Source organism: Amycolatopsis coloradensis, assembly GCF_001953865.1.
GTDB classification, from domain to species: domain Bacteria; phylum Actinomycetota; class Actinomycetes; order Mycobacteriales; family Pseudonocardiaceae; genus Amycolatopsis; species Amycolatopsis coloradensis.
This window is the reverse complement of record NZ_MQUQ01000003.1, coordinates 202714-227408: the sequence shown is the minus strand read 5'-3', so window position 1 is coordinate 227408 and position 24695 is coordinate 202714. Positions and strand designations below refer to the sequence as shown.

The window sequence follows — 24695 nt, the reverse complement described above, 5'->3', positions numbered from 1 at the left end:
AAGTTCTAAAAATTGTCGGTACCAGGGTGTTCAATGGTCAGGTGAGCACTTCAACGACCGCTGTCTTCGACGTCATCGACGAGGTCATCGCCCCGCTGGCCGCCGAGGTTCCGGAGCGTCCCTCGGTGATGGAGTTCTACGATCCGGAACTCGCCGTGCCACCCGTGCTGGCCGACGAGGAGCCGGTTCCGGGGCTCACCCTTGCCGAGGAGGTGGAGCAGTACACCCGGTTCGTCAGCGGGATGGCGGCGATCGGACTGGCCCCCGGCGGCGAGGTCACCCCCGAGGCCGTCGGGCTTTACCGCGCGCTGCGCGGCGGGTTCATCCGCGGCGTGGTGACCGGGGTCTTCCCGGCCCGCCCGGAGCCGTGGGAGGTCCGGTTCTTCGGCGACGAGGACTACACCACGGTGCTGAACAAGCTCGGCAGGCGAGCGCGGCTGCGGTCCGGTTTCCTCAGCGCGCTGCCGGGCTGGGTGTTCGACGGGCTGCCCGACCACCCGACCGGCCCCGGCGAGACCGTGCGTATCCGGACGGACGCGGGTGGCCTGATCCCGCTGAGGGCTCGAGAGGCCGTCGAGGTGATCCGTGAGGGTGCTTCGCGGCCGCGTCACGGCACCGTCCTGGTCGATCTCGCGGTGCGGAACTCCATCCTCGCCGAGTATCCGCACGGCGCGTTCGGCCTGGTGGACAACGACCTCGGCCGGTACCAGTTCAGCGCGGCGATGGACGCCGACGGCGGCTGGACGCTCACCTGGGGTCCGGCCAGCCGGTCGATGGCCGAAGAGTGGATCGTGAAGGCGGTGCAGAACCATGCGTGAGCCGAAGACGGTGAAGGAACTGATGAAGCGCGCCGCCGAGCCGGTGCTGCGCGCGGTGCCCGAGCGCCGGAGCGTGTACCTAGGCTACGACCCGGAGATCACCGACGACGAGATCCGCCGCCTGTGCCCGTCCTACGACGAGCCGGCGGATCTCGTCACCCAGGCCGAGCGGTACGCGGCCAAGGCGGCGATGCTCGAAGAGGCCGGGCTGATGGAGAACGGCGAGATCCACCCCGCCGCGATGCAGATGCACGGCGTGATGCTGCGGGGTTCGGTGCGAGGCGTCCTCACCGGCGTCTTCGCGTCCGCGCCCCGCGCGGTGCGGGTCGATTGCTACGGCGACGGGCACCAGGCGGTCGTCTGGCGGATGCGGTCGGGGCGGCGGACCACGTTCAGCCTGAGCGACTTCGGCGAACTGGGCGCCCGCGTGTTCGGCGGGCTCCCGCACGTCCCGGCGGGCGAAGTGGCGCCGATGCGCATCCGGATCGACGAGCACGGCGTGCCGCTGCCCGGTCAGGACGAAGAGGTCGGCCTGGTCGGCGACACGCTGACCAGGCCGCGGACCGGGACGGCGATTCTCGACCTGGTCGCCTTCGGCGGGCTCAACGCCGAGTACCCGGACTACGGATTCGTGATCGTCGACAACGATCTGGGGAGGTTCGTGGTGTACGCCGCCCCTTCCGAAGGGTGGCTGATGTTCGGTGGAATGGACCGCCTGGCGTTGGCGGGCTGGCTGCACGAGGCGGTGGACTTGAGCCGGACGTAGCCGCTTCACGCGATGAGGGGGAGGGCGGGCAGATGGACCTGGACCGGCGCGCGGCGGACGCGTGGTTCCGGCGGCGAGGGCTGCCGATGGTCATCCACCGGCGAAGGCGCGGCGCGGGCATGGTGCGCCGGTCGACGCCGGGGCTGGTGTTCCTGTGCCTGCTCGACCTGCTGCTAACCGGGTTGCTGAAGCTGCTCGACGTCTCCGAGGCAGTGCTCGAAGCCAGGATGCGCGAGAGCGGCCTCGCCTATGTCCTCGGCGTGCTGGCGCTGACGGTCGCCGTGGTCGTGGTGCCGGTGGTCGGCGGCCGCCTGATGGCAAAGCTGCTCCGGGCAGTGCACCGCATCCGGGTCCGGCTGGCCGTCATGGCCGTGACGATCGGCTTCTGGGTGCTGGTGCTGCCGCTCGGCGAGCGGCTCACCGGACTGGTGCCGTGGGACGACCCGCTGTGGCTGGCCGTGCTCACCAACCTGGCGGCGCTGGCCGTGCTGATGCTGCTGGTGCGGGTCGGCGTCGGCTCGATCCTGACCTGGGCGGCGCGGAGCGCGGTCGCGCAGGTCAGGGCCATCGGCATGCTCGCGTCGCGGGCGTTGCCGTTGCTCCTGCTGGTGGTGATGTTCAGCTTCTTCACCGCCGAGCTGTGGCAGGCCGTGGAACGCCTGAGCCCGGGGCGGTTGTGGCTGGTGGCCGGCTTCCTCGTGGTGATCGGGGCGGTGTTCCTGGCGTCGATGCTGTCCGACGAGATGAAGGAGCTGAAGTCCTGGACCCTGGAACCCGGGGCGGCCGTCCTGCGCGGCACGCCGTTCGACGACGACACTCCGCCGCCGGGTCGGCGTGCGCCTGCGATGACCACTCTTGCGAAGACAGAGCGACTGAACATCGGCCTGGTGCTGTTCCTCGCCCAGGCGGTGCAGATCGTGGCGTTCGGAGTACTGGTGTTCGCCTTCTTCATCGTGTTCGGGGCGCTGATCCTCCGGCCGGAGGTCGTGACGGTGTTCGCCGGCCGTGAATCGGCGCCAGGAACACTGCTGGGTGTCCCTCTACCGGTGAGTTCCGCACTCGTCAATGTCTCCCTTTTCCTTGCGGTTTTCTCCGGTTTGTACTTCGCCGCTTCAACCGCGACAGATGCCCGGTACCGGCGTTCTTTCTTCGAACCTTTGCTGGAGGATGTGAAGATCAGCCTTGCCGCGCGTGACATTTACCTTGCCCATTGGGCGGATGTGCGCCGGGCCGAGGTGGTTACCCTGGAAGCAGAGGACATTCCCCAGTGAGGTGGTCACCATGAACGGGAAGGGCGAAGCCCCCTTCTTCGATGCTCCCGAATTCGTGAAAGGCGACGGCACTCAGGCAGATCCTCCCGGCGACACATTCACCGACCCGATGTCCGGGCTGGTCACGACCGACGCGCCCGCGCAATCGACTTCCCTGGCAGGGGACGACGAAGTCCGTGTGGAGGTGCCCGGCCCGGTCCAGCCCGACCCGGAATACGTGAGCCGGATGGTCAACGCCGCTCTGCTGGCGGACGAGCAGCCCACCCGGACGCCGGGCGCGGAGCAGTCCGCGATCCTCCCGCCCGGGAAGATCGTCAGCACGGTCGGTGAGCAAGGCGCTACGCCGATCGGGATCCTGCCCCAGCAGCGCACGTGGCCGTCGAGGCCGCCGCAACTGCTTCGCCAGCCTCGCCGGTTCAAGCAGGAAGAGCCGGTCGAGGTCGACGAAGAGGACGAGTTCGAAGTACGGCGTGCCAAGCGTCCGGTGCAGTTTCCGAGGCTCGGCAAGCCGTCGTCGAACACCACCGGTGTGATGATCGCGATCGCGCTCATGATCGTCTTCGCGGTGCTCGCCATTCAGCTGCTGGCCAGCCTGTTCAACAGCATCGCGGGGATCTTCGGGTAACCCGTCCGGCGGTAGCGCCGGACGGGGCCGTCCGTCCCCACGTCACCCATCGGGATACCCTGGCCATACGGTCGGGGGATTCGGCGTACACCCGGGTCGCCCGGCGCCGCGTGACTAGTGGGGTGGGCGTATCAGCGAGGGCGTGCAGTCAGTGCCCGAAGCGGGCACGGGCGGATCTTCGGGCCGTGATGCCTCCACCATCCACCGTGCGCGGCGGGTGCTGGCGATCAAACCGTTCCGCCGGCTCTGGGGTGTCAGCTATCTGTGCAGTGTCGCGGACTGGCTGAACCTGCTCACGCTGACCGGTCTGGTCACCAAGCTGACCGACAGCTACGCCGCGCAGAACTTCGCGTTCGTCGGTGTCGTGCTGACGTCGCTGCTGCCGGGCCTGCTGTTCGCCCCGCTCGGCGGGCTGCTCGCCGACCGGTTCGACCGGCGCAAGGTGATGGTGCTCTGCGATCTCGGCCGATGCGGGTTCCTGCTGTCGATCGCGTTCGTCGGCACACCGTGGTGGGTGTTCGTCGGGAACTTCCTGGTCGGCTGCTGCTCGATGATGTGGATCCCGTCGAAGGACGCGGCGGTGCCGAACCTGCTGCGCCGCCCGGACCAGGTCGAGACGGCCAACCAGCTCGGCATGGTGATGACCTACGGCCTCGCGGTGATCACCGCGGCCGGGGCGAACGCCGTGCTCACCGGCAGTAACACCACGTTCCATTTCTTCCAGGGCGATGCCCAGCTCGGTATCGCGAAGGTCGCCGTCGTCATCACCGGCCTGCTGTACCTGACCAGCGCGATCGTGATCGCCACCCGCATCCCCGAGCTTTCGCTGCGCAACGTCCACGCGGTCGAAAAACCCAAGGTCAAGGCGGCCGACGAGGAGAAGTTCGGCTTCCGCCAGATGATCTCCGACGGCGCCCGGTTCGTCCGGACGACGCCGTTGGTGCGCGGGTTGATGATCGGCGCGTTCGGCGCGTTCGCCGCCGGTGGCGCGGTGATCGGTTCGGCCAAGCCGTACTCGTCCAGCCTGCTCGGCGGTGACGCGGCGTTCAACCTCCTCGTTCTCGCCGTTTTCCTCGGTCTCGCCACCGGGATGGCCTTGGCTCCGAAACTCGCCCGGCGGCTCGCGCACGACCGGCTGTTCGGGATCTCGATCGTCGCCGCGGGCCTGTGTCTCATCGTCGTCGCGCTGTCGCCGCACCTCGCCGTTTCGCTGGTCGCGGTCGCCGCCGTCGGGGTGTGGGCCGGGACGGCGTTCCTGACCGGCGTCACGATCATCGGTTCGCGGATCGAGGACTCCATCCGCGGCCGGATCAACGCGATCTACCAGTCGCTGATGAAGATCGTGTTGTTCGGCTCGACGATCCTGGTGCCGGTGCTGATCAGCGCGGTCCAGCAGACCGAGATCACCTTGTGGGGCGGCACGATCACGATCGACGGCAGCAGGCCGGTGATGATCGGCGGCGGGGTGCTGGCGCTGATCGCCGGCCTCGTCGCCTATCGGCAGATGGACGACAGGCGTGCCGAGCCGATCCTCGCCGATCTCCGCAACGCGTTGCGCCGGAGCCCGCGCCGCGTCAACGGGTTGCTGATCGCGCTCGAAGGCACGCGCGCCATCAACACCGAGACCCAGGCCGCGCGGCTGGCCGAGTGGCTGCGCGCGGGGACGCGTCCCGTCGTGCTGGCCGCGGACCCGGCACTGGACGACCAACGGCTCGCGAAGTTGCTAGCCGGTGCTTCGCTGACCGGTGCGCGGGCGCAGGCGCTCGCCGCCGCCGCGGTGCGGGCGGACATCGTGGAACGGGACATCCAGCCCGCGCTCGACGCCGGTTCCGTCGTGGTGATGGAACGGTTCGTGGACTCGCCGCTGGCGCATCTGTCGGCGGTCGCCGGGCTGGACAGCCAGGAACTCGAAGGGCTCGCCGACTGGGCGACCAACCGGCTGCGGCCGGACATCACCGTCCTGCTGGACGCCGATCCCGGCACGGTGATGCGGAAGTCGGAGTCGCTGGACGCGCAGTGGCGGGTGCAGCATCTGCTCACGGAGATGGCCGCCGCCGACCCGGACCGGTACGTGGTGGTCGACGCGGACGGTACCGAGGGCGAAGTGAGCGACAGGGTGCGGACCGCGGTCCGCGCGGTGCTGGTCGGACGGCTCGCCGGGCTCGCTCCGGCGGAGGAAAAGGTCGAGGCGAGATGACGGAAGCCCCGGTGCTGATCGGTGTCTGGAAGCAGCTCGTCGGCCAGGAGCCCGCCGCGCGCCTCCTTTCTTCGGCGTCGACGGCGGCCGCGCGGATCGTCGAGAACCAGCCTGTCGCACCGGGGGCGATGACCCACGCGTGGCTGGTGACCGGGCCGCCGGGTTCGGGCCGCTCGACCGCCGCGAGGGTGTTCGCGGCGGCGTTGCAGTGCGGCACCGGTCTCGGTTGCGGGGAATGCCCCGGCTGTCGCACCGTGCTCGCCGGCACGCACGCCGACGTCAAGCTCGTCGCGCCGGAAGGCCTTTCGATCTCGGTCGCCGAAATGCGCGCGCTGGTCCAGTCAGCCGCTCGCCGTCCGACCACCGGGCGGTGGCAGGTGGTGGTCATCGAAGACGCCGACAGGTTGACCGAGGGCGCGTCGAACGCGTTGCTGAAGGCCGTCGAGGAGCCGCCGGACCGCACGGTTTTCCTGCTGTGCGCGCCGTCCGACCACCCGGACGACGTGTCGGTGACGATCCGCTCGCGGTGCCGTCTGGTCACCCTGCGGACCCCGCCCGCCGAGGCGATCGCGCAGGTGCTCGTGGAACGGGACGGTATCGATCCCGAACGCGCGCGATGGGCGGCGTCCGTCTCGAGTGGACATGTCGGCCGTGCGCGGCGGCTCGCCACCGACGAGGCGGCCCGGCAGCGGCGGGCTACGGTGCTGCGGATCCCGCTCGGCCTGCGTCGTCCGTCCGATGTGTTCACTTGCTCCGATCAGCTGATCAGCGCGGCCGAGGCCGACGCGGGTGAGGAGAGCAAGGTCCGCGACGAGGCCGAACGGTCCGAACTCCGCACCGCGATGGGCGGTGACGGCATCGGAAAGGGTGTCTCGGGCGCGAAACGCGCCGCCGAAGCCGCGGTGAAGCAACTCGAGAAGCGCCAGAAGTCACGTGCGACCCGGACCCAGCGGGACACCCTCGATCTCGCGCTGGTGGACCTCGCCGCGTTCTACCGGGACGTGCTCGTGACCGCGAGCGGCGCGAACGCGACGCTGAACCACCCCGACCACGCGTCGGAGATCTCGCAGGCCGCCTCCGCCTGGGCACCGGACTCGATCCTGCGCCGCCTCGAAGCCGTACTGGAATGCCGCGAGGCCATCGACCTGAACGTGAAACCGCGGATCGCCGTCGAAGCCATGGTCACCACGCTGCGCCAAGGCTGAACCGCCGTACCCCACCCCCCGCCCGTCCCAAGGGGGGCGACCCCGAGTCCAGTTTACCGGGGTTGGGGGTGGAAAGGTGCTGGTGGCGGGAGTTGTCCACAGGTTGAGGTGGTTGTGGACAAGTGCTGTGGGTAAGTGACGAGGATTCGGGTCGGGCCTGGGGGGCGCACCCTTGCTCGCTTGAAGTACATGAAGGCCCCCTTCACTGCGCCTGGCGCAGTGAAGGGGGCCTTCATGTACTTGGGGAGGGAGGGGTGAAGGTCGCGTTCCCTCGGCTGAGCCGCGGGAAGGGGGCCTTCACCCGCCATCGTTGGACCGGTGGGTCGCTGGGGAGCGTCCCGCCCTGACCCGAATCGCAACTCACGATCACGTCGGCAACCACTCACCGGCGATCGAGGGGCGGTACGAACGGGCCTCCCACGCGGGAGCAAGGCGCGAAAGGACCGTTCATCACCTCCTCGCCCCGGCTAGGTGCGCGGTCGCGGCGAAGGCTTAAAGTCCGGATCATCCTTCGGCGAAGGCGAAGGCGAAGACAGCCGAACCGGGACCACCGAAAGCCGGCGCCGTCCCGGCATGGCCGCGACGATGACGACACCGAGCAGCAGCATCGCGGTACCCGACCAGAACATCGGCACCGTGTCGTACGCGCCGCTGGTGTAGGCCAGGTTCTTGACCGGTCCCTTCGGCGCCGCGCCACCGTTGTTGCCCGCGGGCGGCGGGGTCACGGTGCCGCATTCGACACCGCCGGCCGGTGCGTGCGCACGGGCGATCTGCTCGCCGAGCGAGATCTGCGCCAGCGACGACGGCAGGTTCTTCGCCGCGTCCGGTGGCAGGGCCTTCTGCAGCGCGGTGGTCGGCAGGATCTGCAGGTCCAGCAGCCGCGCCGAGGCACCCAGCTGGAAACCCTTGAACGGCGAGTTCGTGTCGCTCGACTTCTGGTTCAGCCCGGCGATCGACAGCTTCAGCACCCCGAGGTCGAGGGTGAGCCCGTTCCCGGCCTCACCGCCGGGAAGCTGTTTCGTGGCCCCGTTCAGCATTTCGGCGAGACCGCCGATGACCGGCACGTTCTTCAGCTGTTCGAAGCCCGGCACCTGCTTGAGCGACGGCAGCGGGATGCCGATCGGGATGTCCTTGGTCGGGTTGTTCGCGTCGAGGGTGAACAGCACCTTGTCGCCGCGCACGATCTGCAGCACCGGCGCGCTGTACTCGACCTTCGACGTCTTCTTGTCGCCGGTCGAGGTGACCCGCAGCGTCGGCTGGCTGGCGACCTTGATCGTCAGGCCGAGCGGCGTGCCCTTCAACAGTTCGATGCTGGCCGCTTGCAGGGTCGAGGTCGATTCGACGGCCTTGTTCTTCGTGCCGGGCATGTCGACCAGCCGCACGGTCGAGCGCGACGACAGCGTGTTCGGCAGGCTCAGCACCGCGCCCTTGCCATCGGCACTGGTGCCGGTGCCCGAAAGCAGTCCGCCCAGGCTCGCCAGTGGGCCAGGAAGTGCTTCAAGACCGGCTCTGAGCTGCTCTGAAGCCTGGGTCAGCTGGTCGGCGCCCGGGATGTTCGGGATGGTCGGCAGCAGCGCGAGGTTCGCGATCGACGTGCTCGAGTCGGCGATCGTGCCGACGCACGGCCCGAGCGTCGGGCTCCAGCGCGCGTGCGCCTCGCCGTTCAACAGGCCGAGGTTGAACAGCGGGTTCTTCGGCGCGTTGAGGCCGCCGTTGATCGGCTTCGGGTTGTCCGGTAGCGCCGTCTGAACGAGGCTGCCCGGCGTCTGCGGCGCGTTGCCCGCGGCCGACAGCCCGAACGGCGACGACTGCGCGATCGACTTCTCGTAATTCAGGTAGGCCTCGGAGTTGGCCTGCGCGCTGGAGAGCCCCATCCCGGCTTCGAGCGCGGACTGCTTCGGCAGCAGCTTGTCCGCGCCGGGCAGGATCGCGCTCGTCGGCACCGCGTTGGGCAGCAGCCGGAGCACGCCGAGCGCCGCCCCCGCGTCACCCACCGCCTTCCCGAGCGGCTGCGGGCCGATCGGCGCCGACATCGGCGGCTGTCCCGGATTGGCCGGATCCGGGATCGGCGTGGTCGGGATGTCCTGGGCGATCGCCGGAGCCGCGGTCAGCAGAAGCAGAGCCGCGGCGGCCGGAAGCGCCAGCACACGGGGCAGTCGTCGCCGCATGAACAGGTCCTCCAGTGGGGATGGCCGATCTTGGGGGACTGAGACCGGCGTCATAGGACCCTAACGACGGTGGCCCCGGAAGGTGACGTTCAAGCCCTCCGCTACACTGGTCACCGTCATCGGACGCGAGCCCGATGTCTGCCGCCTTAGCTCAGTCGGCCAGAGCGATTCACTCGTAATGAATAGGTCAGGGGTTCGATTCCCCTAGGCGGCTCCGCAGGTCAGGGCCCCATCCGGACACTCCGGATGGGGCCCTGACCTTGGGGTCGAGTGACTGGCCCAGCCGTCGGGCCGGAGCGGCATACGCTTGGTCAAGTTCACCCGATCCGAGTCTCAAATCGATGGCGTCGACTTCGAGAAGCGCGCCGCATTCTTCGAAGAACTGAATCGTCGCCGTCGCTCATCAGCGACATGAATCCCAGCGGATTAGTCGAGGCCATGTTGTCGCGTGGGACGTGGACCGCCTTGACGCGGTGGACCAGGCTTTCCGTGGATTGCCAGGTCTCCTGCAGTCGGTGCGTCCTGCTCACGCGGGTGATCCGTTGTGACTCCAGCCGCTGAACCGTGAACGAGATCAGCGCTCAATCCACCGGAAATTCCCTGTCGGTGGAGCTTTTGAGAAACATCCGCGACAGCGAAGTACCCACTCCGGTGAGGTGATCGACGAGCGTGTCCGCGTCGGCGTCGAGGGCGCCGGAGCGCCACGCGAGCATGATCTCCACGAAGCCCCCGATGCCCAGCAGGACGTTGACGCGGAACTCCAGCCCGTCCACGTCGGGCTTCAGATGCGGCCGGGCGAGTTCGATCAGCAGACCGGTGGTCTCCTGGACGGTCTGCCGTCGAAGTTGCTCCAGCACCGCGCTGCCCGCGTGGTCGCCGAACAGGATCTGCGCCCGCGCCGGCTCCTCCCGCACATGGTGGACGACGACGTCCAGCGCGGCGCGAAGCTGGTCCAGGGCGGGTTGCTCGATCCGGGACGCGACAGCGTCGAGGACCATTCGCAGCGTCTCGTCGCGGACCTGTTCCCAGGCGGTGGCGAGCAGCGCGTCGCGGTTGGCGAAGCTCTCATAGAAGTACCGGTCGGTCAGGTTCGCCCGCGCGCAGACGCCTCGCATGGTGACCGCCGCCCAGCCCTGTTCCTGCCAGATGTCCAGTGCGGCGCGGAGCAGGGCCAGCCGTCGTTCGGCGCGGCGCTCCACGGCGGTTTTGCCGCTGTAGCGGCGGGACGAGGTCACCGCTCCATCTTGACAGCAGACGCCCCCGGATTCATTCTGAGGGCATGCGACCGCAGAATGGCCTGCGACCCGCGTTGGCCGCCGCGCTGACGACCGCTTTCGTGCGGCCGATCGCCAACGCGATTCCGGCCAACCGGGCCGGGATCAGGTTCTCCCGTGCCTTCATCGCCACGAGTTTGTGGCTGGCGTCGCCACCGCTGAAGGGAAGCCGCGTCGAACCCGGTGTCCACGGCGAGTGGGTCCGCGGGCCCGGCGCCGACAGTGCCGACAGTGTGGTCCTCTACATCCACGGCAGCGGGTACGCGCTCTGCTCGGCCCGCACGCATCGCGGGCTGACCACGCGGGTTTCCGCGGGCACCGGGCTGCCGGTGTTCGCCTGCGAATACCGGCTCGCGCCCCGGCATCGCTTCCCGAGCGCCGCCGACGACGTCCGCGCGGCGTACGACCGGCTCCTCGATCAGGGATACCGGCGGATCCTCGTCGCGGGCGACTCCGCGGGCGGGCATCTCGCGGTCGATCTCGCCACGCAGCTGATCTCCGAACGCAAAGACCCGCCCGCGGCGATGGCGCTTTTCTCGCCGCTGTTCGACGTGACGTTCTCCTTGGCCGCCCAACGGGAACGCATGCGCCGCGACCCGATGATCTCCGCCGCGGCGGCGGCCAAGCTGGTCGGTCTGTACACGGTGGACGCCGACCTCGCGTCGGCGCGGCTGCGGTTCGCCTTCGACGACGTCAAGGGGTTCCCGCCGACGATCATCCAGGCAGGCGGCCTCGAAATGCTCGCCGCCGACGCCATCGAGCTGGCCAGAGCCCTGCGCCGCGCGGGGGCCGACTGCGAACTGGACGTTGTCCCCGGCCAGATGCACGTCTTCCAGGCGCTGACCCGGTTCATCCCGGAGGCGGCACCGGCGATGGAGCGGGCCTGCCGGTTCCTGACCGGGCATCTTCCAGCGGCACTGAGGAAGGCATCGTGACGAAACGGACTCACGGAGCGCACGCCGTCGTCACCGGGGCGGGCAGCGGGATCGGGAAGGCGATCGCGGCGGAACTCGTCCGGCGTGGAAGCCGTGTCGTCTGCGCCGACATCGACCTCGCGTCCGCCGAGGAAACCGTGGCGGAACTCAAGAACGGAGGCGAGGCGGTCGCCGTCGCCTGTGACGTGTCCACTGTGGACGAATTCGCCGAACTCGCGAGCCAGGCCCGGTCCTGGCTCGGCCGCGATCCGGACCTCGTCGTCAACAACGCCGGGATCGGCGCGGGCGGCAAGCTCGTGGGGGAGACCCCGCTCTCCGATTGGCAGCGGACCCTCGGCGTGAACCTCTGGGGCGTGATCCACGGCTGCCACACCTTCGTTCCCGCCATGCGGGCGGCGAAGGCGGGTGGAGTCATCAACGTCGCCTCGGCCGCGGGGTTCACCGCCGCGCCGAGAATGGCGGCCTACAACGTGAGCAAGGCCGGGGTCGTCAGCCTCTCGGAAACACTGGCCGCCGAGCTGTCCGGCACCGGCGTCGCGGTGACCGTGCTGTGCCCGACCTTCGTCCGTACCGACATCTTCGGCGGCGAACTCATCGACGCCGAAGCGCGCGGCTTCGCGCAGCGGGTCTCCGATCTGGTCGGGTTCTCGCCGGAACGCGTCGCGCGGATGACACTCGACGCCCACGACCGTGGACGGCTTTACGTGGTACCGCAGCCCGACGCTCAGCTTCTCTGGCACGCCAAGCGTTTCGTGCCCGTCCCGTACACGCGGATCGCCGGCCTCCTCGGCCGGTTCCTCCCCGCCGCAAAGGAGAAGTGATGGCCTACGACTTCGAGGCGCTGCTCCAGACCGTCAAGGACAAGCAGTGGTCGCTGGCCGACATCGACTGGGACGCGCCCGGCGCGGAGACGATGACCGGCGAACTGCGCGCCAAGATGCGGCCGTTCATGGCCGACCTCGTGTGGATCGAGCACGTCGGCGCCCGCGGGTTCGCCTCGCTGGCCAAGAAGGCGCCGACGCCGGTGATCCAGGAGATCTACCGGTACTTCCACGCCGAGGAACAGAAGCACGCCAACGCGGAACTGGCGTTGATGAAGCGGTGGGGCATGCTCGACGAAGACAGCTCGATGCCCGAGCCGAACATCAACGTCAAGCTGGCCATCAAGGTCCTCGACGATCACGGCGACTCGATGCCGCTGACCGCGCTGGCCACGCTCATCCCGCTGCTGGAATGCGCGCTGGACGGCGCGCTGGTGAAGTTCCTGCTGGACGAGGTCTCCGATCCGGTGTGCCATCAGGTGTTCCGGCATATCAACTCCGACGAGTCGCGGCACATCACCGCCGATTTCGAGGTGCTCGAACTGATCGGCGCCGGTTCGACGCACAAGCTGCTCACCGAATCGATCGGCTCGCTCAGGCCGCAGGTCGTACTGGGGCTGATCGTGGTGTTCGTCCCGCTGATCAACAAGATGCGGGACAACATCGTCGCGATGGGCCTGCCGGAGAAGAAGCTGTACAACGCCGTGAAGCGGTTCTCCACCATCGGCGGCCGCGGCGAGTTCACCAAACGCATCCCGGCATACCACGTGCTCAAGGCGCAGGCGGCGATGATCGTCGACCGCTCGCACGTCTACCACCGGCTGCTCGCCGACCCGATGGTGAAGGTGACCCGCCTGATCCCCGCCCGGCTGCTCGGCAAACCGCAGTCGTGGACCGAGGAGATCACCCACGAACCGGTCGCGTCATGACCTTGGGCGAATTCCGCGGCGAGGTGCTGCGCGGCACCGAATGGTTCGGGCACGACTTCGCCGGGCAGCGCGTCGCCGTCGTCGCGCCCGGCCGCGAGGCGGCGCAGATCGTGCCCGAGGTGGCGGCCACCGCGCGGTCGGTGAAGGTGTTCCAGGAGGAACCGGACTGGGTGGTGCCGATGCCGGTACCCGGGCCGAACGTCCTCGGCATCGCCGTCGCCCGCGTTTTCCTGCGCTGGCAGGTGAAAGACCCCTGGATCCGCAGACTGCTGACGCCGGACCGGCGGTTCGGCTCGCGGCGGACGGCGCCGGGCCTCGGCTACTACGGGGCGCTGCGGCGACCCGGCTGCAAGCTCGTCACCTGGCCCGTCTACGCCTTCGCGCCCTACGGAATCCGTACCGCGGAAGGCGTCGAGCACCAGGCCGACGTCGTCGTGCTCGGCGCCAGTTCGTTTTTCGCCCTGAAAGGACGTCCCGGATGACCCCGGACCACGAGATCGCGATCATCGGCGGCGGCTTCTCCGGCATCGGCGCCGCGATCCTGCTTCGAAAAGCGGGTTTCGAAGACTTCCTGATGCTGGAAGAGGGCGACGGCGTCGGCGGCGCGTGGCACTGGAACACCTATCCCGGTGTCGCCGTCGACATCCCCTCGTTCAGCTACCAGTTCTCGTTCGAGCAGATCTCCGGTTGGTCGCGGGTCTACGCGCCGGGCCGGGAACTGAAGGCCTACGCCGAATACTGCGTCGACAAGTACGACATCCGCCGCCGCACCCGCCTCGGCTCGAAGGTCGTCGCCGCGACCTTCGACGACGAAACGCACTTGTGGCGCCTCGAAACCGCCGACGGCTGGTCGACGACCGCGCGGTTCGTCGTGGGCGCCACCGGCGTGCTCACCCAGCCGAAACCGCCGGACATCGACGGGCTCGCCGACTTCCGCGGCACGGTCATGCACACCGCCCGCTGGGACCACACCGTCGACCTGCGCGGGAAACGCGTCGCGGTCGTCGGGACCGGGGCCTCGGCCGTCCAGGTCATCCCGTCCATCGCGCCGGAGGCCGGGCAGCTGACGGTGTTCCAGCGGACGCCGATCTGGTGCCTGCCGAAACCGGACGCCGCGCTGCCGGGGCCGGTGCGGCTCGCGATGCGACGGCTGCCCGGCGCGAAACGGCTGTCCCGGCTGGCCAGTCAGGCACTGGTCGAGCTGACCTTCCCGCTGGCCGCGCATTTCCACAAACTCCTGCCGACCGCGGGCGCGGGCGAGCGGATCGGGCTCGCGCACCTGCGCCGCGCGGTCAAGGATCCGGAGACCCGCGAGAAGCTCACTCCACGCTATGCCTTGGGCTGCAAGCGGCCGAGCTTCTCCAACGACTACCTCCAGACGTTCAACCGGGACAACGTCACGCTGGAGACCACGAGCATCGACGCGATCACCGAGTCCGGCGTGCGCACCGTCGACGGCACCGGGCATCCGGTCGACGTCCTGGTGCTGGCGACCGGGTTCAAGGTCTTCGAGAAGGGCAACATGCCCGCGTTCACCGTGCGCGGGGCTGGCGGAACCGATCTGGAGAAGTTCTGGGAGGAGAACCGGTTCCAGGCCTATCAAGGGGTCAGCGTTCCCGGTTTCCCGAACCTGTTCACCATTCTCGGCCCCTACGGTTACAACGGCTCCTCGTACTTCAACCTGATCGAGACCCAGACCGCGCATATCGTGCGGTGCCTGCGCAACGCGCGAAAGACCGGCGCGACCCGGGTGGAGGTCACGAACGAGGCCAACGACCGGTACTTCCGGAGCATGCTGGACCGCCGCAAGCACCAGGTGTTCTTCCAGGACAGCTGTTCGCTGGCCAACAGCTACTACTTCGACGCGAACGGGGACGTGCCCTTCCGTGCGTCGCCGACGCTGGAAACGATGGTGACGAGCCGGTTCTTCGACCTCGCCGACTACGCCTTCGCGGACGGCCGGTGAACACTGGCTGAAGTCCGCCGTCCCCGGCCGGGATGAGCCTTAGGTTCGATTTCCCGAACCTGGAGGCTGGTCTTGGAAGGCTTTCCCTGGGACGTCCTGCTCGCGGTGGTCGGGATCGCCGTCCCGGCCGTCGCGTTCCTGTGGGAGTTCGTGCTCGTCGGCCGCAAACGGCTCGGCTACCGCGTGCAGATGGACACCCCGACGGCGTCCGAGCGAGGCTTCGCGCCGACGGCCGACGCGCTGGCGCAGTTGCAGCACGAGAACGGCGAGCGGCTCGTCGACCCGTCGTTCGTGTTGCTGCGCATCGAGAACAGCGGCACCACCGACATCGACACCGACGACTACGCGGTCAACGAGAACGACCGCGTCGGCGTCCGCGTGAAGTTCCCTGGCCGCACCGTGGCCGGGATGGTGGTCACCGAACTCAGCTCGCCGCATCTGCACGAATGTTTCGGCGACGACTCCGGTTTCGGCGCGCGCGACGAGAATCCCGAACGGCCCGTCGGGGTGATCGACCTGCCGAGGGTGCCGCTGAACCGCGGCGCGCACTACAAGATCCTCGCCGTCCTCGACCGGATCCCGAACGGTTCGACCGACGATTTCGACGATCCCCAGGTCGTCGGCGAGATCAAGGGCGGCACGCTCCGCGAGACCAAGAGCCGGACCGGACCGACCGGTTCGGTGATGGCGCTGATCCTCTTCCTCGTGGTGGTCAGCATCTTCCAGCTGACCCGTTCGCTGGTCTTCGACGAGAAGCCGCCGCCGCTGGACTGCGCGTCCGGGAAGCTGGTGATCACCGGATCGACGGCGTTCGCGCCGGTGCTGAAGGAAGCGACGGCATCGTATGCGAAGACGTGCCCAGGAGCGTCCTTTTCGTTCGACAGCCGGGGAAGCGCGGAAGGGCTCGGCAGCCTGAACCAAGCCGCGAACGACGGGATGCTGGCGTTCTCCGACGGCGCCAAGGGCGAGGGCTTCCCGCAACTGCTGCCGCGTCCGGTCGCGTTCTCGCTGTTCACCCTCGTGATCAACGCCGAAGCCGGCGTCCAGGATCTTTCGCTCGCGCAGATCCGCGACGTCTACGACGGCAAGATCGCGAACTGGAAGGAGATCGGCGGCAAGGACCGGCCCGTCCGGCTCGTCGACCGGCATTCCGACTCCGGCACGCGGCGGACGTTCGAGGTCCGGATCCTGGACGGCAAGCGGGAGCCGGGCGACAACTCCGACGACTGCCTCAAGCAGGCTCCGGGAACCCAGCCGGGCGTGGTGCGCTGCGCGAAGCCGTCCACGAACGACGTCCTCGACGCGATCGCGCGGGTGCCGGGCGCGCTCGGTTACAGCGAACTGGGCGCGGCGACGAAACGCGAGGACGTGCTGCCGGTCCGGATCGACGGCCACCAGGCGACCCTGGAGGGCGCGATCCACGCCGCGTACCCGTTCTGGGAGACGGAGTACGCCTACACCTTCGGCGAGCCGAAGGCCGACTCGCTCGTCGCGAGCTTCCTGCGGTATCTGACCAACCAGGTCGGCAAGGACATCGTCCGGTCACACGGGCACCGGCCGTGCGCCGAACTGGCGAATCCGGTCCTCTGCCGTCCGGGTACGTGAAGGCCCCCTTCATGTACTTCAGCGGGCTTCTCGCCCCGCCACCACCGCTGTGTCGCGAAAGCCACGTTCGAGACGTCTGATGTCCCGAACGTGGCTTTCGCGACATGCGGCGACGGCGTGCCAAGGACGTGAAGGGGCCCTTCACGGAACGAATCGGTCAGGCAGGCGGCTTCAGGGTGACGACGGTGGCGCTGGTCTCGCCGCGCGGTGTCCGGTACTTGATCTCGTCGCCCTCCTTGGCGCCCACGAGCGCCAGGCCGAGCGGGCTGTCCGAGGTGACCGTGGAGGCGTCGGCGTCCTCGCCCGGGATCGTGACGATGTGGAGTTCGTCTTCGTCGCCGTCGGAGAATCTGAGGGTGACGGTGGTGCCGTCGGGAAGCAGGCCCTTGCTGTTGCGGCCGCCGTGCTCGAGTTTCGCGGCCACGTCGGCGATGCGCCGGTCGAGGTAGGCGGCGGCCTCCGCGCGGTCCAGCACCTCCGCTTGATCGGCCGCGTCGCCGGTTCGTTCCTGTTCGCCGACGAGCGGCGCCATCGCGTCGCGCTGCGCACGCAGATCGGCGAGTTCCTTTTCCAGCTGCCGGCGTGCCGCCGGGCTGAACCCGTTGTCCCCTGTGGTCACCATGCCGCGCATTGTCCGCCACAGATCGGCCGCTAGCCACCTCGATTTTTCACCCGCTGTGATCGGGCAGGACGGTTGCCCTAAGCTTCAGGGCTACCGTCCTGACTACTTGGTGTAAGGAACTTCGTGACCGCCGTTCCCGGCCGCAGCGCGCGGCTCTCCCCCAATCAGCTGCAGAAACAGGAGCAGATCGTCGAAGCGGCACGTGCCGTGCTCGCCAGGGACGGGCTCGCCGGCTGCACCGTCCGCGCGATCGCGGAGGCCGGACCCCTCACGAAGAGTGCGATTCATTACTACTTCGCGGACATCGACGTCCTGATCGACCGCGCGATGGCGGCGCACATCACAACGTTCACCGCCGATTTGCGCAAAATTTCGGAGAAACACGATCACCCGGACGAGCGGCTGTTCGCGGCGCTGGAGGCGTTCCTCGCCGAGTTCTCCGGCCGCCCGGACGCGGCCTTCCTCTGGTTCGAATACTGGATCGCGGCGGGCCGCGCGCAGCATCCGCAGGCCATCGACGTCATGCTGACGTCGATCACCGAACTGCTCGCGGAACTGCTCGCACCGCTCGACGTGGAAGACCCCCGCGCGCGGGCGCGGGCGCTGCTGTCCTATCTGCTCGGCGCGATCGTCCAGCAGCGCGTCCGGCGGCGGCCGTTCGCCGCACTGCGCGGCGACATCGAAGCGCTCTGCTTCGCGAACTACGGGTAGAAATACGCATTAGATCCGTACCGTTACGGATTGTTCGGTCTGCCCGCTCCGGCCATGGTGAGGTTCCCTTCCCTTGCCTGAGAGCTAGGAGACGACGATGCGCATAAGACGGTGCATGGCCGTGGCGATCGCGGCCGTCGCGGCGTTCACCATCCCGGTCGCCGCGAGTCCGGCGACCGCCGACCAGCAGACCGAAGACGCGCAGGTCCAGATCTACGAGGTCTTCGGCACCGGCACGTCACAGCAGCGCACCCAGATCTCCCGGCTGGGCGTCGATGTCCTCGGCACCTCCGGCTCCACGACCACGGTGATCGGCGAAGCGCGCGACGCGGCGAAGATCCGCTCGCTCGGCTTCCGTGTCGAACAGCGCGGCGTCGTCGACCGGTCGGAGAAGCCGGGCGCGAACGCGATCAACGACTTCCCGCCGTCCGACTCCGGCTACCACAACTACGCCGAGGTCACGACGGAACTGCGCAACGCCCAGACGAACTTCGGCTCCATCGCGAGGCTGAGCAGCGTCGGCAACTCGTACCAGAACCGCGCGCTGAACATGCTCAAGATCAGCGACAACGTCGCGACCGACGAGAACGAGCCCGAAGTCCTCTTCACCTGCAACCAGCACGCCCGCGAACACCTCACCACCGAGATGTGCCTGCGGATCGTGAACCGGTTCACCCAGGGCTACGCGTCCGACCCGGCGATCAAGCGATTCGTCGACAGCACCGAGATCTACGTGATCCCGAACGTCAACCCGGACGGCTCGGAGTACGACATCTCCGGCGGCAGCTACAAGTACTGGCGCAAGAACCGCCAGGGCAACGGCACCGACCCCAACCGCAACTGGGCCTACAACTGGGGCTGCTGCGGCGGTTCGTCGGGCTCGACCACCAGCGAGACCTACCGCGGCCCCTCGGCGTTCTCCGCCCCGGAGACCAGGGCGGTGTCCAACTTCGTGAACTCACGCAAGATCGGCGGCGTCCAGCAGATCAAGGCGAGCATCGACTTCCACACCTACTCGGAGCTCGTCCTGTGGCCGTTCGGCTTCACCTACAACGACACCGCCCCCGGCATGACCGCCGCGGAAGCGCAGCGGTTCCAGACGGTGGGCCGTCAGCTGGCGGCGACCAACGGCTACACGCCGCAGCAGTCGAGCGACCTGTACATCACGGACGGGACGATCGACGACTGGATGTGGGGCACCCACAAGATCCTGAGCTTCACCTTCGAGATGTACCCGCGGGGTTCGAACCCCGGTTTCTACCCGCCCGACGAGGTGATCGTGCGGGAGACCACGCGTAACGACCGCGCCGTGGACCTCCTGCTGAACACCGCCATCGGCTGACCGTATTGGCGCGTGAAGGCCCCCTTCCCTCGGCTCAGCCGAGGGAAGGGGGCCTTCACGCGCTCGGGCGGCATAGGGTGCGGGGCATGCCGCTGTTCGAATTCGAGGGGCACCGTCCCCAGGTGGATCCCGAAGCGTGGATCGCCCCCACCGCCACCCTGATCGGTGACGTGATCGTGGAGAAGGGCGCTTCCGTCTGGTACGGCGCGGTCCTGCGCGCCGACTTCGGGAAGATCGTGATCCGCGAAGGCGCCAACATCCAGGACAACTCGGTCATCCACGTCAACGACGGGGTCACCGAGGTCGGCAAGAACGTCACCGTCGGGCACCAGTGCCTCGTGCACGACTGCACGATCGGCGAGCAGGCGCTGATCGGGAACGGCTCGACCGTGCTCGACAAGGCGCAGATCGGGGCGAAGGCCCTGGTCGCCGCCGGTGCCACGGTGACGCCGGGGATGGTCGTCCCGCCCGAGACCGTCGCGATGGGCAGCCCAGCGAAGAAGCACGTCCCGCTCGACGGCAACGCGAAGCTGTGGGTCGAGCACAACGCGGCGATCTACCGGGAACTGGCGCGCAGGCACGCGGAAGGCAGCAAGCCGATCGATTGACTCTCCGGTAACTGGAGACCTTAGCTTCGGGCGTATGGCACCGAAGTCGAAGAAGAAAACGCATCAGGCGACGCTCGAGCTGACCGCCGGCAACGCGCCGGTGGTCGACCTCGGCAAGACACTCGGCCAGACCGGCGTGAATCTCGTAGAGGTCAAGAAGGCCTACGACACGGCGACGGCGGCGCAGCGCGGCGAAATCGTCCCGGTGGTCGTGTCGGTGTTCGAGGATCGCTCCTTCGAACTCCGGCTGAAGACCCCGCCGACGTCGTTCCTCATCAAGAAGGCCTTGGGCGGCAAGGGTTCCGGCCGTCCCGGTCACGAGGTCGCGGGAAAGCTCACCCAGGACCAGTTACGCGGGATCGCCGAACGGAAGCTGCCGGATCTCAACACCGGCGACCTCGGCGCGGCCATGCGCACGATCGCGGGCACGGCCCGCTCGATGGGCGTCGCGATCGAAGCACCATGAGGTCGCGAAAAGGCCGCTCTCGCAAGGGAACCCGTGGCTCGCCGGGGTGGTCGAGGCGTTGCCCGGCGAGCAGGCGGCCGCCGATGGTGCGGCGAACATCGTCCGCATGCCGACTCCGGCCCGGGCGGAGTGCACTAGGCTCCGGGGGCACCAGCGACTGGCGCATTTGAGGTGGAGCACCACCGGGAAGCGAATTCAGGCCGGCACCGCGCGCCTGGGTGAAGGCCACTCCTGAGCCGGAGCACGCCATGACACACCAGCCAGAACTGTCCGCGCTCGCCGCCGCCGACCCGCGGATTGCCGGGCTCGTCGAGGACGAGGCGAAGCGCCAGCACGACAAGATCCGCCTGATCGCCTCCGAGAACTACGTCTCCCAGGCGGTGCTCGAAGCGACCGGCACCGTCCTCACCAACAAGTACTCCGAGGGCTACGCCGGCAAGCGGTACTACGAGGGCCAGCAGCTCGTCGACCAGATCGAGAACCTTGCCATCGAGCGGGCGAAGGCCGTCTTCGGCGCCGACCACGCCAACGTCCAGCCGTACTCCGGTTCGCCGGCGAACCTGGCCGTGTACCTCGCCTTCGCGAAGCCGGGCGACACCGTGCTCGGCATGGCGCTGCCCGACGGCGGCCACCTGACGCACGGCTGGAGTGTCTCCGCGACCGGCAAGTGGTTCACGCCGGTCCGCTACGGCGTCCGCGAGGAGACCGGCCGCGTCGACCTCGACCAGGTGCGTGAACTCGCGTTGCGGCACCGGCCGAAGCTGATCTTCGCGGGCGGCACCGCGATCCCGCGCACCATCGACTTCCCGGCGTTCGCGGAGATCGCCCGCGAGGTCGACGCCGTCCTGGTCGCCGACATCGCGCATATCGCCGGTCTCGTCGCCGGTGGTGCGCATCCGTCGCCGGTCGGGCACGCGCAGGTCATCACCACGACCACGCACAAGACCCTGCGCGGCCCGCGTGGCGCGATGATCCTTTCCGACGCCGACCACGCGAAGGCCGTCGACAAGGCGGTGTTCCCCGGTCTTCAGGGCGGGCCGCACAACCACACGACCGCGGCGATCGCGGTGGCGCTGGGCGAGGCGCAGAAGCCGGAGTTCCGCGACTACGCGCACGCGATCGTGGCGAACGCCAAGGCGCTGGCGGAGGCTTTGGTGGAGCGCGGATACGACCTCGTGTCCGGCGGTACCGACAACCACCTGCTGCTGATCGACCTGACGAACAAGAACGTGCCGGGCAAACCCGCCGCGCAGGCGCTGGACCGGGCCGGGATCGAACTGAACTACAACACCGTGCCGTTCGACCCGCGCAAGCCGTTCGACCCGTCCGGCATCCGGCTCGGCACCTCCGCGATCACCACGCGCGGGCTCGAGCCGGAGCATCAGGTCAAGGTGGCGGAGTGGATCGACCGCACGATCACCGCCGCGGCGGCCGGGGAACAGTCCGCTTTGGACACCGTCGCCGCCGAGATCCGCGAGTTCCTGGCGCCGTTCCCGATCCCGGGCTACTCGGCCTGAGTCATCGGCATGGGATCGACTTAGGACTGGCCGCAATTAGTCGACTACTTGCGGGGTATGACGAAGGGGCCCTTCACCGCATCGCGTGCGGTGAAGGGCCCCTTCGGCCTTGCGAAGCGACTAGTGAGCCGCGGGACCGTCGACGGCCTCCTTGGCCAGCCGGTCGGTCTCACGCTCGTACGAACGCTTGATCTCGGCCTCGGCGTCGGAACGCCCGACCCAAGAGGAACCCTCGACGCTCTTGCCCGGCTCCAGGTCCTTGTACACCTCGAAGAAGTGCTGGATCTCGAGCTTGTGGAACTCGTTCAGGTGGTGGATGTCGCGCAGGTGCTCCAGGCGCGGGTCGTTCGTCGGAACCGCGAGGACCTTGTCGTCCGGGCCTTTCTCGTCGGTCATCCGGAACATGCCGATCGCGCGGCAGCGGATCAGGCAGCCCGGGAAGGTCGGCTCCTGGACGAGCACCAGCACGTCGAGCGGGTCGCCGTCCTGGCCGAGGGTGTCGTCGATGAAGCCGTAGTCGGCGGGGTACTGAGTGGCGGTGAACAGCGTCCGGTCGAGCTTGATCCGACCGGTCTTGTGGTCCACCTCGTACTTGTTGCGCTCCCCCTTGGGGATTTCGATAGTGACGTCGAATTCCACGCCGGCCTCGCTGCTCTCGTCATGGGTCCGCGCGGGCGTCGCGGACGGCTCACCGAAATCATCGTCTTGTCTTCACTAGTGTGGACCACGGGGGCTCGGGCGGTCGCATCGATGTGGTCGTATGTGAGCTTGGCCCCTTCCCGGACGGCGGATGAAGGAGCGTTACGTGCCGGAAAACGATGACCCGAGGTGGCCGTCGGACGACAAGGACACCTCTTCCACCGAGCCCAAGGGCACCAAGGGGGAAGGTCAGAGCACCGTCTGGCTGCCCATGTCGGGTCTGGCGAACGGCAAGACCGAAGAGCTGTCAGTGCCGAAGGTCACACCCGAAAGCGGCTCCTGGTTCGAGCCGGTCGTCGAGGTCGAGGACGAACCGGACGTCCCGGTGACCCCCACGCCGCAGTGGTCCGCCTTCGCCCCGGTGACGCCGGTCGAGCCGGAGAAGCCGGAGCGGCCCGCCGAGCCGAAGACGGTCTTCGTGAAACCCGCCCAGTCTCAGCGCGGGGACGAACCGGACTGGGACCAGTTCGACCGGGGCGCCGCCACTCCGTCGCGTGACCCCGAGCCGCGGCAGGAGCCGCCGGTCCAGGAGAAAGCGGTCCAAGACATACCGCGCCGTCCCGAGCAGAACCGGGTCGAGCCGCCGCGTCCCGCGCCGGTCCCGTCCGCGACGATGCACGCGCGTCCGGTCCGCATCGAGCCGGCCGAAAAGCGCTTCGACGCCGAAGCCACCGTCGGGATCCAGAAGCCGGAACCGCCCTCCGAGGAGCCTCCGGCCGCCGCGGCCGCGCCGAAGCCGAAGAAGCGCAAGCGCAAGGTCCTGGTGATCACGGCCGTGGTCGTCGTCCTGCTGCTCGCCGGGGTGGGTGGCGCCTCCGCGATGCCGAAGGTGTCGAACCGGCTCGGCCTGCCCTGGGCGCCGAACGCGCCGAAGGCCGACATCCCCAAGCCCGCGGGCATTTCCCGCGTCCTGCACGGGCCGGACATCAACGGCGCCGGGCCGACGAAGGACGGTCTCGCGTCCGCGCTGGCGGGTCCCGCCGGTTCCGCCGACCTCGGCACGCTCACCGGCACCGTCGTGGACGCGGCGACCGGCGACGTCCTCTGGGACAAGAACTCCGGCACCCCGCTGACCCCGGCGTCGACCACGAAGATCCTCGTCGTGGCGGCCGCGTTGCTGTCACTGGACCACGGGATGCAGATCCCGACGAAGATCGTCCAGGGCGCCGATCCGGGCACGGCCATCCTGGTCGCGGGCGGCGACCCGTCGCTGACCTCGCTTCCGCTGGGCACCGACTCGCCGCTGTACCCGGGCGCCGCCCACGTCGACGACCTCGTCGCCCAGGTCAAGAAGGCCACCGGCGGCAAGATCACCAAGGTCCAGCTGGACGTCAGCCTGTTCAAGGGGCCGACGGCCGCGAAGGGCTGGGACCCGGAGGACACCGCCGCCGGGAACACCTACATGGCGGCGGTCGTCCCGGTGATGGCCGACGGCGGACGCAACGACCCGAAGAGCGACCACGCGCCCCGGATCGCGAATCCGGCGGCCGCGCTGACCCAGAAGATCGCGGGGAAGCTCGAAGCCCAAGCCGGCGGTACGACGACGGCGCCGAAGGACGCGAAGGTGCTCGGCGAGGTCAAGTCGCAGCCGCTGGTCGAGTTCGCCAACTCGCTGTTGCAGCTTTCGGACAACATGCTCGCCGACGTCCTCGCTCGCCAGATCGCGATCGCCAAGGGCGGTGAAGCGTCCTTCACCGGCGGCGCGGCCGCGACGATGGACGTGCTCAAGCAGGCGGGCTTCGACCTCACCGGCGTCCAGATCAACGACGGCAGCGGCCTGTCCGACCAGAACAAGATCCCGGCGAAGGTGCTCAGCGAGATCCTCGCGGTCGCGGCGGCGCCGGACGGCAAGGATCCGAGGACGGCCAAACTGCGGCCGCTGCTGGCTGGCCTCCCCGTCGCGGGTGGCAGCGGGACGCTGGAGAAGCGCTACGCCGATCCGGCGTCCGCGGCGGGCCGGGGCTGGGTGCGAGGCAAGACCGGGACGCTGTCCGGGGTGAACACCTTGGCGGGTGTGGTGCTGGACACCGACGGCCGGATGCTGGTGTTCGCGCTGATGTCGTCCGGTTCGGACCAGAACAAGGGCAGGGCCGCGCTCGACGTCGTCGCGGCGACCCTGCACCAGTGCGGCTGCCGCTGAGTTCGGCGTG

General features: G+C 68.7%; 22 protein-coding genes, 1 tRNA gene and 1 riboswitch. Of the genes, 19 read left to right on the top strand and 4 right to left on the bottom strand.

Annotated elements, in window-relative coordinates; all coding sequences use genetic code 11:
* The first annotated feature begins 26 nt into the window (after positions 1-26).
* The 6 genes from BS329_RS04630 to BS329_RS04605 all read left to right on the top strand — a co-directional run bounded on the left by BS329_RS04630 (position 27) and on the right by BS329_RS04605 (position 6882).
* A complete protein-coding gene (locus BS329_RS04630; protein ID WP_076155947.1) occupies positions 27-818 on the top strand; it encodes an ESX secretion-associated protein EspG in 792 nt (263 codons plus the stop codon).
* Positions 811-1584, top strand: a complete 774-nt coding sequence (locus BS329_RS04625; RefSeq protein ID WP_076155945.1) for an ESX secretion-associated protein EspG — start codon at positions 811-813, stop codon at positions 1582-1584. Before BS329_RS04630 ends, BS329_RS04625 begins: the two co-directional genes overlap by 8 nt.
* Positions 1585-1766: 182 nt before the next feature.
* Positions 1767-2855 carry a hypothetical protein gene (locus BS329_RS04620; RefSeq protein ID WP_244197031.1) on the top strand — a complete coding sequence of 363 codons (1089 nt, stop codon included), beginning with the start codon at positions 1767-1769 and terminating at the stop codon, positions 2853-2855.
* Positions 2856-2865: 10 nt separating this feature from the next.
* Positions 2866-3480, top strand: coding sequence for a hypothetical protein (locus tag BS329_RS04615; protein WP_244197030.1), 615 nt, complete (start codon positions 2866-2868; stop codon positions 3478-3480).
* Positions 3481-3622: 142 nt separating this feature from the next.
* Positions 3623-5677 carry a bifunctional MFS transporter/dTMP kinase gene (locus BS329_RS04610; protein ID WP_076155941.1) on the top strand — a complete coding sequence of 685 codons (2055 nt, stop codon included), beginning with the start codon at positions 3623-3625 and terminating at the stop codon, positions 5675-5677.
* Positions 5674-6882 (top strand): DNA polymerase III subunit delta', encoded by a 1209-nt coding sequence (locus BS329_RS04605; RefSeq protein WP_076155939.1) that lies wholly within the window; start codon positions 5674-5676, stop codon positions 6880-6882. The genes BS329_RS04610 and BS329_RS04605 overlap by 4 nt, the downstream gene beginning before the upstream one ends.
* 467 nt (positions 6883-7349) lie before the next feature.
* Here the strand turns inward: BS329_RS04605 and BS329_RS04600 are convergent, their stop codons facing one another.
* Positions 7350-9050 carry a hypothetical protein gene (locus BS329_RS04600; RefSeq protein ID WP_143252850.1) on the bottom strand — a complete coding sequence of 567 codons (1701 nt, stop codon included), beginning with the start codon at positions 9048-9050 and terminating at the stop codon, positions 7350-7352.
* Between the two features lie 140 nt (positions 9051-9190).
* Here BS329_RS04600 and BS329_RS04595 point away from each other — a divergent pair.
* Positions 9191-9264: transfer RNA gene (locus BS329_RS04595), tRNA-Thr, on the top strand.
* A gap of 367 nt (positions 9265-9631) precedes the next feature.
* Here the strand turns inward: BS329_RS04595 and BS329_RS04590 are convergent.
* Positions 9632-10285, bottom strand: a complete 654-nt coding sequence (locus BS329_RS04590; protein ID WP_076155938.1) for a TetR/AcrR family transcriptional regulator — start codon at positions 10283-10285, stop codon at positions 9632-9634.
* 44 nt (positions 10286-10329) lie between these two features.
* Between BS329_RS04590 and BS329_RS04585 the strand changes: the two genes are divergently transcribed.
* From BS329_RS04585 to BS329_RS04560, 6 genes are all read left to right on the top strand, one after another.
* Positions 10330-11259: an alpha/beta hydrolase gene (locus BS329_RS04585; RefSeq protein WP_208619146.1), complete on the top strand. Its 930-nt coding sequence runs from the start codon at positions 10330-10332 to the stop codon at positions 11257-11259.
* Positions 11256-12080: an SDR family NAD(P)-dependent oxidoreductase gene (locus tag BS329_RS04580; RefSeq protein ID WP_076155934.1), complete on the top strand. Its 825-nt coding sequence runs from the start codon at positions 11256-11258 to the stop codon at positions 12078-12080. The genes BS329_RS04585 and BS329_RS04580 overlap by 4 nt, the downstream gene beginning before the upstream one ends.
* Positions 12080-13009, top strand: a complete 930-nt coding sequence (locus BS329_RS04575) for a reductase (protein ID WP_076155933.1) — start codon at positions 12080-12082, stop codon at positions 13007-13009. The genes BS329_RS04580 and BS329_RS04575 overlap by 1 nt, the downstream gene beginning before the upstream one ends.
* Entirely contained in the window at positions 13006-13491 is a 486-nt protein-coding gene (locus tag BS329_RS04570; RefSeq protein ID WP_076155931.1) for an NAD(P)/FAD-dependent oxidoreductase, read from the top strand. Before BS329_RS04575 ends, BS329_RS04570 begins: the two co-directional genes overlap by 4 nt.
* Entirely contained in the window at positions 13488-14975 is a 1488-nt protein-coding gene (locus BS329_RS04565; RefSeq protein WP_076155930.1) for a flavin-containing monooxygenase, read from the top strand. The genes BS329_RS04570 and BS329_RS04565 overlap by 4 nt, the downstream gene beginning before the upstream one ends.
* Positions 14976-15047: 72 nt before the next feature.
* The gene (locus tag BS329_RS04560) at positions 15048-16580 is read left to right on the top strand and encodes a PstS family phosphate ABC transporter substrate-binding protein (RefSeq protein ID WP_076155928.1); all 1533 of its coding nucleotides are present in this window, start codon (positions 15048-15050) and stop codon (positions 16578-16580) included.
* Positions 16581-16737: 157 nt separating this feature from the next.
* On the opposite strand, the gene BS329_RS04555 is transcribed toward BS329_RS04560, so the two are convergent.
* The gene (locus BS329_RS04555) at positions 16738-17202 is read right to left on the bottom strand and encodes a GreA/GreB family elongation factor (RefSeq protein ID WP_076155927.1); all 465 of its coding nucleotides are present in this window, start codon (positions 17200-17202) and stop codon (positions 16738-16740) included.
* Positions 17203-17325: 123 nt separating this feature from the next.
* On the opposite strand from BS329_RS04555, the gene BS329_RS04550 reads away from it, so the two are divergent.
* The 5 genes from BS329_RS04550 (at position 17326) to BS329_RS04525 (ending at position 21846) form a co-directional block, all read left to right on the top strand.
* Complete coding sequence (locus BS329_RS04550; protein WP_076155925.1) at positions 17326-17913, top strand: TetR/AcrR family transcriptional regulator; 588 nt, start codon at positions 17326-17328, stop codon at positions 17911-17913.
* A 115-nt stretch (positions 17914-18028) separates the two neighbouring features.
* The gene (locus BS329_RS04545) at positions 18029-19255 is read left to right on the top strand and encodes a M14 family metallopeptidase (protein ID WP_076155923.1); all 1227 of its coding nucleotides are present in this window, start codon (positions 18029-18031) and stop codon (positions 19253-19255) included.
* A gap of 86 nt (positions 19256-19341) precedes the next feature.
* Positions 19342-19863: a gamma carbonic anhydrase family protein gene (locus BS329_RS04540; protein ID WP_076156822.1), complete on the top strand. Its 522-nt coding sequence runs from the start codon at positions 19342-19344 to the stop codon at positions 19861-19863.
* A gap of 34 nt (positions 19864-19897) precedes the next feature.
* A complete protein-coding gene (locus tag BS329_RS04535) occupies positions 19898-20329 on the top strand; it encodes an uL11 family ribosomal protein (protein ID WP_076155922.1) in 432 nt (143 codons plus the stop codon).
* A gap of 143 nt (positions 20330-20472) precedes the next feature.
* Positions 20473-20556, top strand: a riboswitch (ZMP/ZTP riboswitch).
* A 21-nt stretch (positions 20557-20577) separates the two neighbouring features.
* Positions 20578-21846, top strand: coding sequence for a serine hydroxymethyltransferase (locus tag BS329_RS04525; RefSeq protein WP_076155918.1), 1269 nt, complete (start codon positions 20578-20580; stop codon positions 21844-21846).
* A gap of 120 nt (positions 21847-21966) precedes the next feature.
* Here the strand turns inward: BS329_RS04525 and BS329_RS04520 are convergent, their stop codons facing one another.
* Positions 21967-22485 (bottom strand): inorganic diphosphatase, encoded by a 519-nt coding sequence (locus tag BS329_RS04520; protein WP_076155917.1) that lies wholly within the window; start codon positions 22483-22485, stop codon positions 21967-21969.
* A gap of 151 nt (positions 22486-22636) precedes the next feature.
* Between BS329_RS04520 and dacB the strand changes: the two genes are divergently transcribed.
* Positions 22637-24685, top strand: coding sequence for a D-alanyl-D-alanine carboxypeptidase/D-alanyl-D-alanine endopeptidase (dacB, locus tag BS329_RS04515; RefSeq protein WP_143252846.1), 2049 nt, complete (start codon positions 22637-22639; stop codon positions 24683-24685).
* Positions 24686-24695: the final 10 nt, after the last annotated feature.

Excerpts from the sequence above, each read along its gene's own strand:
- BS329_RS04625 (WP_076155945.1), top strand. The coding sequence starts at position 811 with ATGCGTGAGCCGAAGACGGTGAAGGAACTGATGAAGCGCGCCGCCGAG.
- BS329_RS04615 (WP_244197030.1), top strand. The coding sequence starts at position 2,866 with ATGAACGGGAAGGGCGAAGCCCCCTTCTTCGATGCTCCCGAATTCGTG.
- BS329_RS04605 (WP_076155939.1), top strand. The coding sequence starts at position 5,674 with ATGACGGAAGCCCCGGTGCTGATCGGTGTCTGGAAGCAGCTCGTCGGC.
- BS329_RS04600 (WP_143252850.1), bottom strand. The coding sequence starts at position 9,050 with ATGCGGCGACGACTGCCCCGTGTGCTGGCGCTTCCGGCCGCCGCGGCT.
- BS329_RS04585 (WP_208619146.1), top strand. The coding sequence starts at position 10,330 with ATGCGACCGCAGAATGGCCTGCGACCCGCGTTGGCCGCCGCGCTGACG.
- BS329_RS04575 (WP_076155933.1), top strand. The coding sequence starts at position 12,080 with ATGGCCTACGACTTCGAGGCGCTGCTCCAGACCGTCAAGGACAAGCAG.
- BS329_RS04570 (WP_076155931.1), top strand. The coding sequence starts at position 13,006 with ATGACCTTGGGCGAATTCCGCGGCGAGGTGCTGCGCGGCACCGAATGG.
- BS329_RS04565 (WP_076155930.1), top strand. The coding sequence starts at position 13,488 with ATGACCCCGGACCACGAGATCGCGATCATCGGCGGCGGCTTCTCCGGC.
- BS329_RS04555 (WP_076155927.1), bottom strand. The coding sequence starts at position 17,202 with ATGGTGACCACAGGGGACAACGGGTTCAGCCCGGCGGCACGCCGGCAG.
- BS329_RS04545 (WP_076155923.1), top strand. The coding sequence starts at position 18,029 with ATGGCCGTGGCGATCGCGGCCGTCGCGGCGTTCACCATCCCGGTCGCC.
- BS329_RS04540 (WP_076156822.1), top strand. The coding sequence starts at position 19,342 with ATGCCGCTGTTCGAATTCGAGGGGCACCGTCCCCAGGTGGATCCCGAA.
- BS329_RS04535 (WP_076155922.1), top strand. The coding sequence starts at position 19,898 with ATGGCACCGAAGTCGAAGAAGAAAACGCATCAGGCGACGCTCGAGCTG.
- BS329_RS04525 (WP_076155918.1), top strand. The coding sequence starts at position 20,578 with ATGACACACCAGCCAGAACTGTCCGCGCTCGCCGCCGCCGACCCGCGG.
- dacB (WP_143252846.1), top strand. The coding sequence starts at position 22,637 with ATGAAGGAGCGTTACGTGCCGGAAAACGATGACCCGAGGTGGCCGTCG.